This is a genomic window from Pseudomonas sp. Sample_10 (genome assembly GCF_004321495.1).
Lineage (GTDB): Bacteria > Pseudomonadota > Gammaproteobacteria > Pseudomonadales > Pseudomonadaceae > Aquipseudomonas.
Genome location: NZ_RCOE01000011.1, coordinates 1 through 17,581 on the forward strand (window position 1 = coordinate 1; position 17,581 = coordinate 17,581).

The following is a 17,581-nucleotide window of genomic DNA, read 5'->3' on the forward strand; positions in this document are numbered from 1 at the left end:
GCTGCCCGGCACTTCGGGGGACGACGTACTGGTGGCGGGCGCTGGCAACAACGTCATCAATGCCGGCGACGGTAATGATGTGCTCACCGCAGGTTCAGGCAACAACGAAATGCACGGTGGCGCCGGCAACGACTTGCTGTTCAGCGGAGCGGGCAATGACCTGCTCGACGGCGGCACTGGCAACGACACCGCGAACTACGCCCACGCCACTGCCGGGGTCACTGTCGACCTGGGCCTGCTTACCGCGCAGAACACCCTTGGCGCGGGCACTGACACCCTGACCGGCATCGAAAACCTCACTGGCTCAAACTTCAATGACAGCCTCATGGGTGACAACAACAGCAACATCATCAACGGCGGTTTGGGTAACGATGTGCTCAACGGCGGGGGCGGCGACGACTTCCTCATCGGCGGCCTCGGCAACAACACCCTCACCGGCGGCAGCGGTGACGACACCTTCCAGTGGCTCAAGGGCAACAGCGGCCACGACGTCATCACCGACTTCACCCCAGGCACCGACAAACTCGACCTGTCGCAACTGCTGCAAGGGGAAAACGGCACCGCGGCGTCGCTGGATGACTACCTGCACTTCACCGTCAGCGGCAGTGGCGCCTCGGTGATTACCAGCATCGACGTCAGCGCCATGGCCGGCGCCACACCGAACCAGACCATCGACCTGGCGGGTGTGAATCTGGCCAGCCATTACGGTGTAACGCCAGGGGCGGGTGGGGTGATTGCCGGTGGTGCGGATACGGCGACGATCATCAACGGCATGCTCAATGATCATTCGTTGAAGGTGGATACGGTGTGACCTGAAATGTGGGAGTAAGTCTGCTCGCGATTGCGGTTGATCAGTCGACATCATGGTTGAATGAACCATCGCATTCGCGGGCAAGCCCCCAGGGTTATCCAGTATTCACGACACGTGTGCACGACGCGAATCCTTGTGGGAGCGTGGCTTGCCCGCGATGAACGATTGCTCGGTCTACGGGTAACACTCACATCGGTTCCGGCGGCCCGATCAGCCTGCCCATCACCCCGAACACCCCCAACTCCCTGATCGCATCCAGCTCTCCCTGGGTCTCGACCATCTCCGCAATCAATGGCAGGTCAATGCTGTTGGTCGCCCGGTAGATCGCTTCGATAAACAGCCGTTTATCGCGCTGCTCATCAATGTGTCGGATATAGGCGCCGTCGATTTTCAGGTAGGCCAGGCCCAGTTGGGTCAAGTTGCCAATCTGGCTGAAGCTGCCACCGAAATGTTGCAGGCCAATGCGGTAGCCCGTATCGAGCAGGCTATGACTCAGTCGTTGAAGTTCATCGGGAGGCGGCAGTTGGCGTTCGTCGATTTCCAGGGTCAGCAGCGGAGCCAGTTCCGGGAGGGATTCGAGCATGTCGAAGATCAGATCCAGTTGAGTCTGATCGCGCAAAGTGGCGCCGGACAAACTCAACGCGAGCGGCCAGCGATTGATGGCAAGGTAGTCGAAGGTCGCTTCGAGCATCGCCAGGTCGAACCTTGCCGACCAGCCGAAACGCTCGATCCATGGCAAAAACTGCCCGGCAGCGATCGCCTGGCCGTGCGGGTCGAGCAGGCGGGCGAGGACTTTGTGATGCAGCACCTCACTGGTGTCCGCGCATTGCACCACCGGTTGAAAGTACAGCTGCAATTTACCCTGGTTCAGGGCGTCATCGATCCAGCTGCGCCAGTCGGGAGGGGATTGTTTCAGGGTGATTTCGCTGCGATTGGCAAGCGCCCAGGGTCGCTCGGGATGTTGGCGTGCCTCAGTCAGCGCCTGATCGAGACGTAACAGCACATCGGTGTCGGCTTCGCCGGGGCGGTAAGCTACGATGCCCAAATGGGCGACAGGCATGCAATCGCTGGCACCGGTCAGGCGCAGGTTTTCCAGGGTGGCACTGATCTCGGCGGCCAGGCGCGTGGCATCCTCGGTTCCCAGGCCCGGCGACAGCAGGCTGAACTCGCCGCCGCGATTGCGTGCAGCCAGCCAGGTGCGTCGCTGCGGCAGGCGGGTCAGGCGTTTGAGCAGTTCTCCGACCGCGCCGATCAAGGCATCGGTGCGCTGACCACCCAGGCGTTGGTTGAGGCCATTGAGATCGTTGAGCCGCAACATCAACAAATGCCCCTCACAGCTTTGTTCGGTGACCAGCAAATGGTCAGCCAATTGCTCGTCCAGCAAACGCCGATTGGCCAGCCCGGTCTGGCTGTCCTGATAAGACTCGCGGCGCAGCTTTTCACTGCGCGCGGCCTCTTCGCCGAATAACGCCTTGAGCTTCTCGACCATCTGGTTCATCGCCAGCACCACGCGTTTGAGTTCCGGCGTGCGTGGCAGCTTCGGCAGGCTCAAGAACTCGCGTTTACTGATGGCTTCGGCCTGCCGGACCATGTTGTCGAGGGGACGAAGTTGCCGGCGCAACAGCCAGCCACCGAGTACGGCACTGAGCAGTCCGCACACCAGCAACCAGATCAGGCTGCCCAGGGCGCTGTCCCAGAGTTTGGCCAGGGCGAACTGCGGGTTGCTCAGCACTTCGACCCGCGCCACTTGCTGCCAGCCACGCATGATCAGCGCATCGCCCCCTTCATGCTGCAGATTGACAAGACTGACGAACCAGCCAGGCACACCCTTGACCTGCGCCTCAGCGCTGCGCTCTATCAACACTTGCTGGTTATCGATGCTGATGATGCGGATGCTGCTGAAATAGCCACTGTCGAAAATCGAACTGACCATCAACTCCATCATCGCCGGGTCATCGACTTGAGCGGTCAGTGACAACCCCAAGGCTGTGGCGGCATCCTGGGCGTGGGCGCGCAATTGTCCGAGGGTCTGTTTGCGGGAGCTTTCCAGGCCGACAAAAAAACTGCCGCTGAACGCCACCAGCAAGAACAGGCAGATAGCGAGGAACAGTTGATTGCGCAGTTTCATGAAACGCTCCTTGCTGTGGCGGCTAGCCTTCGCCCACGGTGAACCCTTCGGTTTGCATCTTTTGCAGAACGTCTTGCCAGCGCGACAGTTTTTTCGAATCGCTGCTGCGTTGGCCGCCGTTTTTGCCCGGCAGATAAAGGCCCTCGGCATTGAATGCATATACCGGAAGCAGGTCTTTGCGTTGCGAGGCGGGGCGTATGTCGCCGATCAAGTTGTCCAGCACAAGTGGGTCCGCGGCGGGGTTGCTGTAGAACGTCAGCACCATGTGTGCCTGGTTCTGGGTCAAAGCCTTGACGTAAGTGATGCGCAGTTTTTCGCTGGGAATACCGAGCTGGCGCAGGCTGAAATACTTCGCCAGCGCGTAGTCTTCGCAATCGGCGGCGCCCTTGATCAGGGCTTCGACGGGAGTGGCCCAGTAATCGGTCTGCCGCCAGATGCGTGTGTCGTCCTGAAAATTCAGTTGTTGATTGAAAAAGCGATTGACCGCGTTCAACTGCTCGCGCTCTGGTGCGTCGCGTTCGCTCTGCAGCATTTGACTCCAGGCCTCGATTCGCCCACGGGCCGGGCCGAGGGCGCCGTAGCGTTTTTCGGCATTCTGCAGGACCTGTGCAAAATCCCAGTCAGCCTGGACGCTGCTCAGCCCGGCCAGCAGCAAAGCACCCAGCAACAGCCATCCGCCGAACCGAAGTCGGGGCGTTGGCCATCCTGGACTACGCGGACCGCGGGGCATGTCGGGCTGCTCGGATGCAGATTGATGAAGTCTAGGTGGTGTTTATTGAAAGGTGGGGTTGGTCGTCGGGGGATGGTTTCGTTGGGGAGCCAGCCTGCTGGCGAGGGCGGCTTGCCAGCCGACCAATTTCTAATAGATGTACTCGATCCCTGTGGGAGCTGGCTTGCCAGCGATGGCGGCCCGCCAGCCAACCGATCTTCTCTGGATGTACCTCAGCCCCTGGTGGGAGCCAGCCTTGCTGGCGAAAAATGCCCAGACGCCGCGTTCATCCAGACAGTGCACTTTATCGTTAACGGCCATCGCCAGCAGGCTGGCTCCTATAGGGAGAGCACGCCCCCCGACCGCTCAGGCCGGCCGGTAGGCCGCCTCGCGATGCTGTGGCGAAAGTCGCCCCCTCGAGAGGCCGAGCGGAGGTTCTGCGCAGTGGGCAACCCGGCATGGATGCCGGGTTAGCCGCCCCCGGCCATGGATGGCCGATGGCGGCGGGCCCACGGAGCAGGACCGGAGCGAGGGTATGCCGAGCCACAGCGAGGCACCGAACGAAAGGGGCAAGAGCGCTTTGGTTACTTTCGCGCTTCTCGAAAGTGACCCGCCGTAAGGGCGGAACCATAAGCGGCCGTTACCGCAGCAATGGATATGTACACCACCACCACACCACCCCAAAAACTCAAAACTTGCGCAAAGTCTTCTGCCGAACAATATAAATCGTCACCAGCACCGCACTGGTCAGCATGAACCCCCGAGCCCAAGGCATCGGTACCAGATAGCAGGAAAACAGAATGCTCACCCACATCAACCCAATGGCGTAGACCTTACCCTTGAGGGGAATGCCATTACCTTCGAGGTAGTCACGAATCCACGGTCCAAGCCGCGGATGATCGACCAGCCATTGATAGAAGCGCGGCGAACTGCGGGCGAAACAGGCAGCCGCCAGCAGCAGGAAAGGGGTGGTGGGCAACACCGGCAGGAAAATCCCGATCACCCCCAACGCTACGCTCAGCCAGCCGATAGCCAGCAGCACGTAGCGCAACATCAGGGAGCGGTTGCCTATGGGGTTGTCCATAGGCAGAACCTTAGTGGTGACGTGGCTTGAGGATCGCCGGTTTTTCGTCTGGTGCGTTGCACAGCAGGTACAGCGCGGTCAGGGCTTCCGGGATCTGCACGATCATGTCGTCCATCAGGTTGGCGTCGGCCGCGATGTCGGAGAACTCAGGCTGTTCGTCGAACAGACCCGAACCGACCATGATCGGCAGCAGCATTTCGCTGACTTCGTCTTCGGCGGTTTCAAACCAGGCTTCTTCGCGAAGGAACACGCCTTCCATGAAACCGATGCACCAGCCGCGCAGTTCGGAATCGTCAGGGTCTTCGCCCAGGTCCAGGTCGCACGGCAACTCGAATTCTTCGTCGGAGGCCAATTGGCGAGCGATGTGGGCCTTGAGGCCGATCAGGGTGGCTTCGATCTCTTCGCGTTGAGCTTCGCTGCTGTAATGCGGCTCTTCGGCAAAAAGTGCATCGATCCATTCACGATCGGGAACGACTTCGGAACAGATCGACAGCGCGGTGAGGTAGCCATGGGCGGCCACGTAGTCCAGCGCCTCGTCATGCAGTTCATCGGCGTCGAGGAAGACTTGCAGGCGGGTTAGTTGCTCAGCGAAGGACATTAAAGGACTACCTTGGGGAATGTTCGATGCGGGAATTCTAGGCCTTCTTGCGCGCTTGAGCCAGCCGCGCAGCATATTTGCACCACCTTCCCCAGCGGTGCCCTTTGCCGGACGGTGCTCGGGTATACTCGCGCGTTTTGTGATGCCCTGCTGGCTTCACGGCTGAAATGTGAAGCGTCATGCAACGCGCACTTACGATTTGTCTGTGCAGCGTCGCGGGTTCTGAACCAGCCTTGCAGGGATGTTTCGGTGATTTTTGGAGTTTCTATGCTCGATCAGGCTCAACGCGTCCTCAAGGACATCTTCGGTTACGACAGTTTCCGTGGCCGTCAGGGTGCAATCATTGAGCGCGTAGCCAGTGGCGGTGATGCCCTGGTGCTGATGCCTACCGGTGGCGGTAAATCCTTGTGCTTTCAGGTTCCGGCGCTGCTGCGCGAAGGCCTGGCGGTGGTGGTGTCGCCGCTGATTGCGTTGATGGACGATCAAGTGGCGACCCTCGAAGAGCTCGGTGTGGCCGCCGCAGCGCTCAACTCCACCCTCAGCGCCGAACAACAGCGCGACCTGGCGGCACGGATCAAGCGCGGTGAAGTGAAAATGCTTTACCTCGCCCCGGAGCGGCTGGTTCAACCGCGCATGCTGAACTTCCTGCAGGGGCTGAACATCGCCCTGTTCGCCATTGACGAAGCGCATTGCGTGTCGCAATGGGGGCATGATTTCCGTCCGGAATACCTGCAACTGGGGCAGTTGGCGGAAATGTTCCCCGACGTGCCGCGCATCGCCCTGACTGCCACCGCCGACAAGCGCACCCGTGAAGAAATCGTCACCCGCCTGCACTTGCAAAATGCCGAACGCTTTCTGTCGAGTTTCGACCGCCCGAACATTTTTTATCGCATCGTGCCCAAGGAACAGCCGCGCAAGCAGTTGCTGGCGTTCCTCGCCGAGCGACGCAGCGATGCAGGCATCGTTTACTGCCTGTCACGGAAAAAAGTCGAAGAAGTGGCCGCGTTCCTCAGCGAACAGGGTTTTCCTGCGCTGCCTTACCACGCCGGCCTGCCCAACGATCTGCGCGCCTATCACCAGAAACGCTTCCTCAACGAGGAAGGCCTGATCATGGTCGCCACCGTGGCGTTCGGCATGGGCATCGACAAGCCCAACGTGCGGTTCGTCGCGCACCTGGACTTGCCGAAATCCCTTGAAGCCTACTATCAGGAAACCGGCCGCGGCGGCCGTGACGGCTTGCCGGCCGATGCCTGGATGGCCTACGGCCTGCAAGACGTCGTGATGCTCAAGCAGATGTTGCAGAACTCCGAGGGCGACGAACGCCACAAGCGTCTGGAGCAGCACAAGCTCGATGCCATGCTGTCGCTGTGCGAAGAAACCCGCTGCCGCCGCCAGACCTTGTTGGCCTACTTCGATGAAGACATGCCCGAGCCATGCGGCCATTGCGACAACTGCGTCGACGGCGTGCAGACCTGGGATGCCACCGAGCCGGCGCGTCAGGCGCTCTCGGCGATCTACCGCACCGGCCAGCGGTATGGCGTCGGGCATCTGGTGGATGTCCTGCTCGGCAAGGACAACGAAAAGGTCCGCAGCTTCGGCCACCAGCACCTGTCGGTGTTCGGTGTCGGCAAGGCGCGGGCCGAAGGCGAGTGGCGCTCGCTGTTCCGTCAGTTGGTGGCTCGAGGTCTGGCCGATGTCGACCACGAAGGCTACGGCGGACTGCGCCTGAGCGACACCTGCCGGCCGTTGCTCAAAGGTGAAGTGACCCTGGAACTGCGCCGCGACCTGAAGGCGCAGACCACCGTCAAAAGCAGCAAGAGCCAGGCGAGCCAATTGGTGCGCGGCGAAGAGCGCGAGCAGTGGGAAGCCTTGCGTGCCCTGCGGCGTAAACTCGCCGAGGAACATGGCGTGCCGCCGTACGTTATCTTCCCCGACTCGACCTTGCTGGAAATGCTGCGCAGCCAGCCAACCTCGCTGGCGCAGATGGCCACGGTCAGCGGCGTCGGTGCGCGCAAGCTGGAACGTTACGGCGAGGCCTTCCTCGAAGTGCTCGGCGGCCAGGCCGAGGCGCCGAAGGTGGTGGCCGATGTACGCCATGAGCTGATCACGTTGGCCCGCGCGGGCATGACCCCCGTGCAGATCGCGGGGCAACTGCAGTGTTCGGAAAAGAACGTCTACACCATGCTCGCCGAGGCGATTGGCAAACAGCAGTTGTCGCTGGAACAGGCGCTGGATCTTCCCGAAGACTTGATGGGCGAAGTTCAGGACGCTTTCCTCGACGGTGAAGGTGAGTTGCCACCCGTGTCGCAGATTTCTGAATTGTTCGCAGGCCGAGTACCCGAAGGAGTGTTGTATTGCGTTCGTGCCGCGTTGCAGTCGGAATTTGAGATTTGAGACATTGGTTTACTGATGTAACGATTCAGTACAGAACAAGCCTTGCCTCCAGCCAAGGCTCATGCTTAGCTGACTAATAATTAGTTTTTCTCTATTTCAGTCTAATCATGAGTGTTTTATGTCGTTAACCGATCAACACCGCTTTGGCATGCAACTGGCCCAGATGTCTCGCGGCTGGCGTGCCGAACTGGACCGCCGTCTGGCCGGTCTGGGCTTGTCTCAGGCGCGCTGGCTGGTGCTTTTGCACCTGGCTCGCTTCGAACAGGCTCCGACCCAGCGTGAACTGGCACAGAGTGTGGGCGTAGAAGGACCTACCCTGGCACGCTTGCTCGATAGCCTGGAGAGCCAAGGGCTGGTTCAGCGTCAATCGGTGCTGGAAGACCGTCGGGCGAAAAAAATCGTCCTTTGCGCCCCGGCGCGTCCTCTGATCGATCAAATCGAAACCATTGCCACTCAACTGCGTCATGAGCTGTTCGAAGGCGTCGATGAGGCGGATTTAGGGGTTTGCATGCGGGTTCACGGGCACATCCTGGCCAACCTTGAAAAGTCTTGAGGCATAACCATTCGCCAGGTTTTTGAGATAGCGCGTTGAGCCGACTATAAGAACTACTGTGCAATATCGTGTTCGTACCGGATGTGCGAACGCGTGCAGATTGGTTTTAGTCAGTTAAGGGATGCTCATGCTTGAGAGTCGGCGAGTCGTTGTACGGTATTGCGCCAGGTGGTTGCTGGGCGGTGCTGCTGTCACTTGGTCGGCATTGGCGCCGGCGCTGGGCCTGGGTGATATCACCTTGCATTCGGCACTGAATCAGCCGTTACGCGCCGATATCGCCTTGGTTGATGCAGTGGGGCTGGAAGAGGGCGATCTGTCCGTCAGCCTGGCAACGGCCGACGAGTACAGCCGCGCTGGCGTCGATCGGGTGTTCTTCCTCAACGATTTGAAGTTCACGCCGATCCTGCGCGGCAAGCGCAATGTAATCCGGGTGACCTCCAGCAAACCGGTCAATGAACCCTTCCTGAATTTTCTTGTGCAGCTCAATCAGCCCAATGGTCGTTTGCTGCGCGAGTACACCGTGCTGATCGATCCTCCGGGCACGCCGGGAATCGTCCCGGTCGATGATGAACCGCAGACCGATCGCGGCTCTTCCGCGTTTCCGAGTGTCCAGCCCGCTACCCCGGCCGTACCCGCACGCCAGGAGCCGAAGCCCAAACCGGCCACCGTCCCGGTCACCGACCCAGTTGCCGAGCAACTGGCCGCCAGCGTACTGCAAGTCCAGCAGTTGCAAGCCACCATCGAAGAACTCAATGCAAAGCTGCAAGCACAGGTGGAGCAGATTGCCGGCGAGAAGAAACAGGTGATCGAGCTTCAGACCCGATTGGCGGAGGCTCAAAGCGCAACTGCGGAGCCAGTGACGCCCGCTGTGGTAGCGCCAGCGCCGATCGTCGCTGAACAACCGACAACCAATTGGCTGTTGATTGGCGGTTTGCTCACGCTGGCAGGGTTACTGTTGTTGGGTTGGTTTGTGCGACGAAGACAGCAGTCGATGTCTGCCCAACCCGCTACTTCACCACCGCAGCAGGCGGTACCGGGTCGGCTCGAAGAACCGCTGATCACGACATCTGCGGTTGCAGCGGTCTCAGCAAACAGTGATGAACTGCCTGTCAGCGATGTATTCGAAGAGGTTGCGGTTTATCTGGCCTATGGTCGATTTACCGAGGCTGTCGGCTTGTTGCGAGAAGCCATGGACAAGGAGCCGGAGCGTACAGATCTTGCCGTGCAATTGCTGGAAGTGCTCGGCAAACAGGGCGATGCGTCTGCCTACGATGCGCTGGACGCCAAACTGCGAAACGCCGGGTTCGACGAACAGAAACTCATGGATATCCGTGCTCGCCATCCGAAATTGAACCCCATTGCAGCGGTTCCGGTAATGACGGCTGTTGTTACGCCCTTGGCGACGGCGCCCGGTGATGAGTCACAGTTGAAAGCGGATGACCTGGTGATAGATACAAATTGGGACTTGCTCGAGCTCGTGGACACGGATACGCCGGACGCGCTTTCGGCAAGCGAACTGGATTTGCCGGAACCCGAAATCGAATGGGAAATCGAATCCGCCTCCCGGTCCCTTGACGACAGCTTTCTCGACGAGTTCCGCGAGCCAAGCCCTTCGCTGGAGCTTGAGCCGATCAACCTCGAACCGGTCGAGCCCAGCAATGCCGGAAAACTGGAGCAGGCCCAGACCTGTATCGATGACGGCGATCTGGACAGTGCCATCGCATTGCTCAACGAATTACTCAGAGACGCCGAGGAGCCGCTGAAACGGACGGCCCGCACTCTATTGGCCGGTATTCGTTGATCTTTCAGCAAGCAGTGAAGGTGCTTATGATGACGACGCCCTCTGGTTGAGAGATCTGCCTGTCATGACCGTTAGCAAACCCGAAATCATCATCACCTACTGCACTCAATGCCAGTGGTTGTTGCGAGCAGCCTGGCTGGCACAGGAACTGCTCAGTACTTTTGGCGATGACCTGGGCAAAGTGTCCCTGGTGCCTGGAACGGGCGGGGTGTTTCATGTCTTTTGCGACGATGTACAGATCTGGGAGCGCAAGACTGACGGTGGTTTCCCCGAGGCCAAGGTTCTCAAGCAGCGGGTCCGCGACCGGATTGATCCGGGCCGCGACCTGGGGCATAACGACCGCACTCAGTGAGACGCGGCTTCTGCCGCGACGGCTTTGCTGCTTGAACCGCCGGAGAGCCTGCTGGACACCACGATGGCGACAATGATTAGCGCACCGCCGAGCAGCATGCGCAGGGTCGGGTTTTCATTGAACAACAGCCAGGCCATGGTGATGCCGTAAACCGGCTCCAGGGCAAAGACCACCGCAGCGGTCCGCGCCTTGATCACCGCCAGGCTGGCGACAAACAGGCTGTGGGCGACACCGGTGCAGAACACCCCGAGCAGGCCGATCCACAACCAATCGATGGCGCGCACTTCGCTTAAATGCGGTGCTGCCACTGGCAGCAGGCACAAGCCGACCACCACGTTCTGACACAACGCTGCCTGCACCGGCGGGATGCGTGCCGAGCTGGCGCGATTGGTCAGCGACAAGAGGGAGAACAGTAATCCGGAAAGCACCGACCACAACAGGCCCGTGGTGGCACCGCTGGCCAGATCGAATTCAGGCGTGACCAGCACCAACCCGACGCTGACCAACGCCACCAGCACAATTTCATTGGCGCGGATCCGCTCGCGGAAAATCAGCCCTTCGAGGATCACGGTGAAGGCCGGGAAACTGGCAAAGCCCAGGGTCGCGATGGCCACGCCAGCGACTTTCACCGAAATGAAGAAACTCACCCAGTGCCCGGTCAGTAACAGGCCGCTGAGCAACAGTCGGCGCAAGTCCATGGCCTCGAGTCGTTGCCAACGGGTATTGCTGGCAAATCGGGCGAAGAATGCCAGCGCCAATACCGCGAACGCAGCGCGGCCGAAGACGATGACGGCCGGTGACGCGGCGGCGAGTTTGCCGAACACGCCGGTCAGGCCGAACATCAGAGCGCCAATGTGCAGGGCGCCAAGGGCGGTACGGGGAGTCATGACAATCCTTGGTAAACGTAGGGACCGGGTCATTTAACCGCGTCCGCTGCTGCGGTGTCTGTCGCCAGACTCGCGTTATTTGTCGCCAGCCTCGCGCCGCAGCTTGCCTGGCGAGGAGCCGAACTCGCGCAGCACCGCAGCGGCAAAGGCACTCTGGGAGCTGTAACCGACGCGACTGGCAATCTCGCCGATGGGCAGGTTCGAGCTGCGCAACAACGCGACGGCCTTGTGCAGGCGTCGGCTGCGAATGTAGTCCATCGGTGTCTGACCGCATTCGGCGACGAACCGCGCATGCAAGCGGGCGCTGGACAGGCCGGCCACGCGCGCCAGGTCGGCGACTTGCAGCGGGTAGGCGGCGTACTGGTCAATGTGGGCATTCAGCGCAGCGTACGGCAGGCGTCGACCGCCGACAGTGTCCGGCCTGGCGTTGTTGAGACTGGCCAACAGCAACACCGAGCCTTGTTGCGCGATCAGCGGATCATTCACCTGACTGTTGGCCAACCAACTGACCAATTGGCTTTGCCCGGCATCCAGCGACAAGCGGCCGGCGTTGTCGAGCAAGCGACGACTGGCGTTGGCATGCTCGCCCAGGGACTGGCCAATCCATTGATCGTCGGGCACGTCCAGTACCAGGCAACGGCTGCCATTGGGACTACCGCAGGCGTGATGAAACCCGGACGGGATGACCACGAAGCTTTGCTGGACCACCTGGCTACCGCGCCCGTCGACTTCGAAATCCAGTGCGCCCGACAACCCGAACACCAGTTGCGCGTGTTCGTGGCTGTGGACGATCAGGTCTTCGGTGTATTGGCGCAGGGTGAGGATCGGTCTCATCGCGGGTCTCCCGGTTCTGGGCGTCAGTCTACACCGGCGTGGCTCTGGCGCGCTGTCACAAGACTGACTTGCGGTTGTCATGGACCATTAACCCGAACGGCGCAAGCTTGCCAAAACCTGTCCTGAGGGTTGCCCATGACCAGCGCCGAGCTCGCCAAACCCAGCCGTAAGCAACGTGTGCGGACCTTGTGGATTTCCGACGTGCATCTGGGCACGCGCGATTGCCAGGCCGAGCACTTGTCGCAGTTTCTCAAGGGCTATCACGCGGACAGGATTTACCTGGTGGGCGACATCATCGACGGCTGGAAACTGCGTGGCGGCATGTATTGGCCCCAGGCGCACACCAACGTGATTCGGCGCCTGCTGACCATGAGCAAGCGCGGCACTGAGGTGATCTACGTCACCGGCAACCACGATGAATTCCTGCGTCGCTACTCGAAACTGATCCTGGGGAACATTCAATTAGTGGACGAAGCGGTGCATGTGACGGCGGATGGCCGGCATCTGCTGGTGATCCACGGCGACCAGTTCGACGTGATTACCCGCTACCACCGCTGGCTGGCCTTTCTTGGTGACTCGGCCTACGAATTCACCCTGACCCTCAACCGCTGGCTCAACCACTGGCGCGCGCGTTATGGCTACGGCTATTGGTCGCTGTCGGCGTATCTCAAGCACAAAGTGAAAACCGCAGTCAGTTTCATCAGCGACTTCGAGGAAGCCATCGCCCATGAATGCGTCAAGCGTGAGCTGCATGGCGTGGTGTGCGGGCACATTCACCATGCCGAGATCCGCAAGGTCGGCGAGGTGGATTACCTCAATTGCGGCGATTGGGTGGAATCGTGCACGGCGTTGATCGAGCATTGGGACGGCACGATCGAGTTGTATCGCCTGGCCGATGCCCAGGCGCGGGAGGCGCAGTTGAAGGCTGCGAAGGTGGCGGAGCTGGCATGAGGTTGCCATCGCCAGCAAGCTCGCAGTGATTGATGTTGAATACAGAGTTTGTGGTCGATACAGAACCCTTTGGGAGCGGGCTTGCCCGCGATGGGCCGCAAAGCGGCCCCGCTGGATCGATCAGGCTGGCGAATGCTCTTGCATCGCCGCCTTGTAGATCGAGTTCTTCGGCTGCGCAAACAGCCGCTCCATCATCGGCTCGAAAAAGCTCAACGGCAAAGTGTCGTAAGCCGGATCGAACGCCGCCGCATCGTACTTGGCACAAAACTCGATGGTCGCCTGATATTGCGGATGCTCTTTGTATTGCTCACGCAAATGCCGGTCCATGCCCAGGTGATGGAAGAAGTAATAGCCCTGGAAAATCCCGTGCTTCTCCACCATCCACAGATTCTCGGCGCTGACAAATGGCTTGAGGATCGCCGCCGCTATATCCGGGTGGTTGTAGGAACCCAGGGTGTCACCGATGTCGTGGAGCAGGGCGCAGACCACATATTCTTCATCGCGGCCATCACGCCAGGCGCGGGTAGCGGTTTGCAGGGAGTGGGTCAGGCGATCTACCGGAAAACCGCCAAAATCACCTTCGAGCAACTTCAGGTGCGCCGCGATACGGGCCGGCAATTGGCGGGCGTAGGCGCTGAAGTCCGCGGCGATGATCGCCCAGTCTTCCTGCGTGCCGTCTTTCATGTGGGTGAAGCGAGCGTTGACGTTCATTGGCAATCCTCGGGTGACCTAGAACGGTACGCGTCCCAGAATCATGTCGCGATACATGACGAAATCACCGAGCAGGCTGTAGAAGGGGTGCTGAAAGGTTGCAGGACGATTCTTCTCGAAGAAGAAATGCCCAACCCATGCAAAGGTGTATCCCGCCAGCGGCAAGGCCCACAACAACATCCAGGCGCCTCGGCCGATGGTCAGCGCCAGAATGAAAATGACCAGTGTCGTACCGATAAAGTGCAATCGTCGACAGGTACTGTTGCTGTGCTCGCTGAGGTAATACGGATAGAACTCAGCAAAGCTGTTGAAACGCTTGATGTTTTCCACGACTGCAATCTCTGTGGTTATTGTTCTGGCTGCAAGTTGTTCTGCGGGTAGCTTATTTGAGTCTAGAGTGATCATTGGCATCAGCCAGTGACAATGGGCGCCACTTTAGTATCCTTCGGAAATTGGCCGTAGCATGCGGCTCATCATGTAAGACACGGACATGAGCGAAAGAACGACTTCTGCAAGCTGGGCGATGGGGATTGTCAAAGCACTGGAAATGGACGGCCTGGATTGCCGGGTATTGTTCAAACAGCTGGGGCTCGACTATGCGGCTCTGGATGATCCGGATGCGCGCTTCCCGCAAGACTCCATGACACGACTCTGGCAACGCGCGGTTGAGCTGTCCGGCAACCCGGCGATTGGCCTGAACATGGGCAAAGTGGTGCGACCGGCGCAGTTCCATGTGACCGGTTACGCCTTGATGTCCAGCCAGACCCTGGCCGATGGTTTCCGGCGACTGGTGCGTTACCAGCGGATCATCGCCGAAAGCGCTGACTTGAGTTTCCGGCTGCTGGAGGAGGGATATGCGCTGATTTTGACAGTGCACGGCGATCATCTACCGCCGACCCGCCAGAGTGCCGAAGCCTCGCTGGCGTGTGCCCTGGCACTGTGCGGCTGGCTGACCGGGCGCACGTTGCAACCGCGCAAGGTGTTGCTGCAGGGCGATCTCCCCGTCGATGTTGAACCCTACAAACAAGTCTTCCATGCACCATTGGTGTTCAACGCACAATACGATGCGCTGATTTTCGAACGTGCAGACATGGAAGCGCCCCTACCGACGGCCAACGAAGCCATGGCGCTGCTGCATGACCGGTTTGCCGGTGAGTACCTGGCGCGGTTTTCCGAGAGTCGTGTCACTCACAAGGCACGGCAGGTGCTGTGCCGTTTGCTGCCCCAGGGTGAGCCCAAGCGTGATGCCGTGGCACAGACGCTGCATCTGTCGCAACGCACCTTGCAGCGACGCTTGCAGGAAGAGGGCACGAGTTTCCAGACGTTGCTCGACGACACCCGGCGCGAACTGGCGGAGCAATACCTGGCGCAACCCACCATGACCTTGCTGGAGATCGCTTACTTGCTGGGGTTCGCCGACCCGAGCAACTTCTTCCGCGCTTTCCGCCGCTGGTTCGACACCACGCCCGGCGAGTACCGGACGCGGCTGCTGAACGCGCCACCCGTGGTCAATGGCGCCAGAACGCCGGAATACACAACACAAACACCGTAATGATCTCCAGCCGGCCAAGGAGCATGCCGAACGAGAGAATCCACTTGGCGGCGTCCGGCAGGGTGGCGAAGTTGCCCGCCGGGCCAATGGTCTCGCCCAGTCCCGGACCAACGCCGGACACCGTGGCGGCCGCGCCGGTGAGGGCGGTCATCCAGTCGACGCCGAGCAGCGACAACAGCAGCGCGATCACGCAGATGGTAATGGCGAAGAAGAACGAAAAGGTCAGGATCGAACGCACGATCTCTTCGTCGAGCCGGTGACCGTTGTACTTCTGCTTGATCACCGCACGCGGGTGGATCAGCTGATTAAGGTTGGCCTTGAGCAGGATGTAGGCCACCTGGAAGCGGAAGATCTTGATCCCGCCCGCGGTCGAGCCGGAGCAGCCGCCGACGAACCCCAGATAGAAGAACAGCATCAGCGAGAAATTGCCCCACAGGCTGTAATCCCCTAATGCGAAACCGGTGGTGGTCACCACCGATGTGACGTTCAGCGCCACATGCCGTAATGCCTCCAGCCAATGCAACTGGGTGGTCCACCAGTACCAGGTGCCGAGCACCAGCCAGGTCACCAGCAACATGCCGAGCAAGCCTCGAACCTGCTCATCCTTGATCAGTGCTTTGCGGTTACCGCGCAAGGTCGCTACATACAGGGTGAACGGCAGGGCACCAAGAATCATGATGACGATCGCCACCCAATGCACTGCTGGCTCCGGCCACTTGGCCAAAGACTGGTCGGAGGTCGAGAAACCACCGGTGGAAATCGCTGACATCGCGTGGTTGATCGCATCGAACGGGCTCATACCGGCCCACCAGAACGCCAGGCTGCCGAAAATGGTGATGCCGACGTAGGCCGCAACGATCAAACGCGCCACCATGTGCGAACGGGGCATGACTTTTTCGGAACGGTCTGACGACTCGGTCTGGAACAGCCGCATGCCACCGATACGCAACAACGGCAGAATCGCGACCGCCATGCCGATGAACCCGATGCCGCCGATCCAGTGCAGCAATGAACGCCACATCAGGATGCCGGGGGACATGTTGTCCAGACCCGTGAGCACCGTTGCGCCGGTGGCGGTGATGCCGGACATGCTTTCAAAGAACGAATCGGTGTAGCTGATGTGCTGGGTCAGTAAAAACGGCAGCGCGGCGAAGATACATACCACCAGCCAGCTGCTGACGGTCAGCAGGTACATGTCCCGTGGCCGCAGATGTACATGTTCCGGGCGGCCGGGGATGACCAGGGCGAGCCCCCCGACGAAGGTGATCATGCTGGCCCAGAGAAACGACGGCAGGTCGCCTGTGCGCTCGAAGATCACCAGCGTGGCCATGGGCACGACCATGGCGATGGCCAGGGTGATCAGGAAGATGCCGATGATGAAACCAATGAGACGTAAGGTCGGCAACGCCATGAAGTCCGCTCGGGCTGAAATAGGGAAGGGCGCCATTCTACCTGCGGGGCAGGGCATGTAAACCGCACCGCCAGAGTAGTTACCGCTAGAATAGCCGCACAATTTTTTCTGGAGGTGGCCGATGCAGGCTCTCGACGCTTTGCTCAACCGTGTTTCCGTTCCACGATTGCTAGATCCGGCACCGACTGCCGAGCAGCGCGAAGTGCTGTTCGCCGCGGCCATGCGCGCCCCGGATCACGGCCACTTGCAGCCTTGGCGGTTTCTGACGGTAGAAGGCGCGGCGCGCGAGCAAATGGGCGAGTTGCTGGCTGAAGCCGCCAGGCTGCAGGACGGCGAAGTGACGCAAGCCGCCATCGACAAGGCTCGTAACGGCCCGTTGCGTGCACCTTTGGTGGTTGTGGTGATCGCCCGCGTGCAGGATCACGTCAAGTATCCGAAGTCTGAGCAATTGCTGGCAGCAGGGTGCGCCGCCCACGGGATCTTGCTGGCGGCATACGCACAAGGCATCGGCGCGGTGTGGCGTACCGGTGACCTGGCCTACTCGCCTCATGTGGCCAAGGGTTTGGGGTTGACGGAAGGCGAAGAGGTGATCGCCTTCCTGTACCTGGGCACGCCGCAGAAAGAACCGCGGGTGGCGGAGAAGGTCGATCTGGCCGAATTCGTCAGCGCCTGGCCAGTTGGGTAAAGATCGTTCCCACGCTCTGCGTGGGAACGATCATCAAGGTCGATCTGGCCGAATTCGTTAGCGCTTGGCCAGCCGGGTAAAGATCGTTCCCACGCTCTGCGTGGGAATACAGCCCGGGAC

17 protein-coding genes are annotated in these 17,581 nt (G+C 60.2%); 8 read left to right on the top strand and 9 right to left on the bottom strand.

What is annotated here, in order from left to right:
- The coding region (locus D8U18_RS01130) for a type I secretion C-terminal target domain-containing protein (RefSeq protein ID WP_131106838.1) at positions 1-811 on the top strand (811 nt) is incomplete at its 5' end.
- 187 nt (positions 812-998) lie between these two features.
- On the opposite strand, the gene lapD is transcribed toward D8U18_RS01130, so the two are convergent.
- The 4 genes from lapD to D8U18_RS01155 form a co-directional block, all read right to left on the bottom strand.
- Positions 999-2,939, bottom strand: coding sequence for a cyclic di-GMP receptor LapD (lapD, locus tag D8U18_RS01135; protein ID WP_131106839.1), 1,941 nt, complete (start codon positions 2,937-2,939; stop codon positions 999-1,001).
- 22 nt (positions 2,940-2,961) lie between these two features.
- Positions 2,962-3,669, bottom strand: coding sequence for a cysteine protease LapG (gene lapG, locus D8U18_RS01140; protein WP_131106840.1), 708 nt, complete (start codon positions 3,667-3,669; stop codon positions 2,962-2,964).
- Positions 3,670-4,336: 667 nt separating this feature from the next.
- Positions 4,337-4,732 (bottom strand): YbaN family protein, encoded by a 396-nt coding sequence (locus D8U18_RS01150; RefSeq protein WP_056853072.1) that lies wholly within the window; start codon positions 4,730-4,732, stop codon positions 4,337-4,339.
- Between the two features lie 10 nt (positions 4,733-4,742).
- Complete coding sequence (locus D8U18_RS01155) at positions 4,743-5,330, bottom strand: YecA family protein (RefSeq protein WP_056853071.1); 588 nt, start codon at positions 5,328-5,330, stop codon at positions 4,743-4,745.
- Between the two features lie 267 nt (positions 5,331-5,597).
- On the opposite strand from D8U18_RS01155, the gene recQ reads away from it, so the two are divergent.
- The 4 genes from recQ to D8U18_RS01175 all read left to right on the top strand — a co-directional run bounded on the left by recQ (position 5,598) and on the right by D8U18_RS01175 (position 10,430).
- Positions 5,598-7,724 carry a DNA helicase RecQ gene (gene recQ, locus D8U18_RS01160; protein ID WP_056853070.1) on the top strand — a complete coding sequence of 709 codons (2,127 nt, stop codon included), beginning with the start codon at positions 5,598-5,600 and terminating at the stop codon, positions 7,722-7,724.
- A gap of 118 nt (positions 7,725-7,842) precedes the next feature.
- The gene (locus tag D8U18_RS01165; protein WP_056853069.1) at positions 7,843-8,277 is read left to right on the top strand and encodes a MarR family transcriptional regulator; all 435 of its coding nucleotides are present in this window, start codon (positions 7,843-7,845) and stop codon (positions 8,275-8,277) included.
- A gap of 127 nt (positions 8,278-8,404) precedes the next feature.
- The gene (locus D8U18_RS01170) at positions 8,405-10,078 is read left to right on the top strand and encodes a FimV/HubP family polar landmark protein (protein WP_131106842.1); all 1,674 of its coding nucleotides are present in this window, start codon (positions 8,405-8,407) and stop codon (positions 10,076-10,078) included.
- 64 nt (positions 10,079-10,142) lie between these two features.
- Complete coding sequence (locus tag D8U18_RS01175; protein WP_056853067.1) at positions 10,143-10,430, top strand: SelT/SelW/SelH family protein; 288 nt, start codon at positions 10,143-10,145, stop codon at positions 10,428-10,430.
- Here D8U18_RS01175 and D8U18_RS01180 read toward each other — a convergent pair.
- A complete protein-coding gene (locus D8U18_RS01180; RefSeq protein WP_130905485.1) occupies positions 10,424-11,317 on the bottom strand; it encodes a DMT family transporter in 894 nt (297 codons plus the stop codon). The two genes, D8U18_RS01175 and D8U18_RS01180, sit on opposite strands and share 7 nt — an antisense overlap.
- A gap of 75 nt (positions 11,318-11,392) precedes the next feature.
- A complete protein-coding gene (locus tag D8U18_RS01185) occupies positions 11,393-12,151 on the bottom strand; it encodes a helix-turn-helix domain-containing protein (RefSeq protein WP_131106843.1) in 759 nt (252 codons plus the stop codon).
- Between the two features lie 135 nt (positions 12,152-12,286).
- Between D8U18_RS01185 and D8U18_RS01190 the strand changes: the two genes are divergently transcribed.
- Entirely contained in the window at positions 12,287-13,102 is an 816-nt protein-coding gene (locus tag D8U18_RS01190) for a UDP-2,3-diacylglucosamine diphosphatase (protein ID WP_110752666.1), read from the top strand.
- Positions 13,103-13,222: 120 nt separating this feature from the next.
- Here the strand turns inward: D8U18_RS01190 and D8U18_RS01195 are convergent, their stop codons facing one another.
- Both D8U18_RS01195 and D8U18_RS01200 read right to left on the bottom strand, forming a co-directional pair.
- Complete coding sequence (locus tag D8U18_RS01195) at positions 13,223-13,813, bottom strand: HD domain-containing protein (protein ID WP_131106844.1); 591 nt, start codon at positions 13,811-13,813, stop codon at positions 13,223-13,225.
- Between the two features lie 18 nt (positions 13,814-13,831).
- A complete protein-coding gene (locus D8U18_RS01200) occupies positions 13,832-14,143 on the bottom strand; it encodes a DUF962 domain-containing protein (protein ID WP_075948932.1) in 312 nt (103 codons plus the stop codon).
- A gap of 160 nt (positions 14,144-14,303) precedes the next feature.
- Between D8U18_RS01200 and D8U18_RS01205 the strand changes: the two genes are divergently transcribed.
- Complete coding sequence (locus tag D8U18_RS01205; protein ID WP_082557536.1) at positions 14,304-15,365, top strand: AraC family transcriptional regulator; 1,062 nt, start codon at positions 14,304-14,306, stop codon at positions 15,363-15,365.
- Here D8U18_RS01205 and D8U18_RS01210 read toward each other — a convergent pair.
- Positions 15,322-16,776, bottom strand: a complete 1,455-nt coding sequence (locus D8U18_RS01210) for a TrkH family potassium uptake protein (RefSeq protein WP_130930860.1) — start codon at positions 16,774-16,776, stop codon at positions 15,322-15,324. The two genes, D8U18_RS01205 and D8U18_RS01210, sit on opposite strands and share 44 nt — an antisense overlap.
- 121 nt (positions 16,777-16,897) lie before the next feature.
- Between D8U18_RS01210 and D8U18_RS01215 the strand changes: the two genes are divergently transcribed.
- Positions 16,898-17,461, top strand: coding sequence for an NAD(P)H nitroreductase (locus tag D8U18_RS01215; RefSeq protein WP_131106845.1), 564 nt, complete (start codon positions 16,898-16,900; stop codon positions 17,459-17,461).
- Positions 17,462-17,581 lie beyond the last annotated feature (120 nt).

Excerpts from the sequence above, each read along its gene's own strand:
- lapD (WP_131106839.1), bottom strand. The coding sequence starts at position 2,939 with ATGAAACTGCGCAATCAACTGTTCCTCGCTATCTGCCTGTTCTTGCTG.
- lapG (WP_131106840.1), bottom strand. The coding sequence starts at position 3,669 with ATGCCCCGCGGTCCGCGTAGTCCAGGATGGCCAACGCCCCGACTTCGG.
- D8U18_RS01150 (WP_056853072.1), bottom strand. The coding sequence starts at position 4,732 with ATGGACAACCCCATAGGCAACCGCTCCCTGATGTTGCGCTACGTGCTG.
- D8U18_RS01155 (WP_056853071.1), bottom strand. The coding sequence starts at position 5,330 with ATGTCCTTCGCTGAGCAACTAACCCGCCTGCAAGTCTTCCTCGACGCC.
- recQ (WP_056853070.1), top strand. The coding sequence starts at position 5,598 with ATGCTCGATCAGGCTCAACGCGTCCTCAAGGACATCTTCGGTTACGAC.
- D8U18_RS01165 (WP_056853069.1), top strand. The coding sequence starts at position 7,843 with ATGTCGTTAACCGATCAACACCGCTTTGGCATGCAACTGGCCCAGATG.
- D8U18_RS01170 (WP_131106842.1), top strand. The coding sequence starts at position 8,405 with ATGCTTGAGAGTCGGCGAGTCGTTGTACGGTATTGCGCCAGGTGGTTG.
- D8U18_RS01175 (WP_056853067.1), top strand. The coding sequence starts at position 10,143 with ATGACCGTTAGCAAACCCGAAATCATCATCACCTACTGCACTCAATGC.
- D8U18_RS01180 (WP_130905485.1), bottom strand. The coding sequence starts at position 11,317 with ATGACTCCCCGTACCGCCCTTGGCGCCCTGCACATTGGCGCTCTGATG.
- D8U18_RS01185 (WP_131106843.1), bottom strand. The coding sequence starts at position 12,151 with ATGAGACCGATCCTCACCCTGCGCCAATACACCGAAGACCTGATCGTC.
- D8U18_RS01190 (WP_110752666.1), top strand. The coding sequence starts at position 12,287 with ATGACCAGCGCCGAGCTCGCCAAACCCAGCCGTAAGCAACGTGTGCGG.
- D8U18_RS01195 (WP_131106844.1), bottom strand. The coding sequence starts at position 13,813 with ATGAACGTCAACGCTCGCTTCACCCACATGAAAGACGGCACGCAGGAA.
- D8U18_RS01205 (WP_082557536.1), top strand. The coding sequence starts at position 14,304 with ATGAGCGAAAGAACGACTTCTGCAAGCTGGGCGATGGGGATTGTCAAA.
- D8U18_RS01210 (WP_130930860.1), bottom strand. The coding sequence starts at position 16,776 with ATGGCGTTGCCGACCTTACGTCTCATTGGTTTCATCATCGGCATCTTC.
- D8U18_RS01215 (WP_131106845.1), top strand. The coding sequence starts at position 16,898 with ATGCAGGCTCTCGACGCTTTGCTCAACCGTGTTTCCGTTCCACGATTG.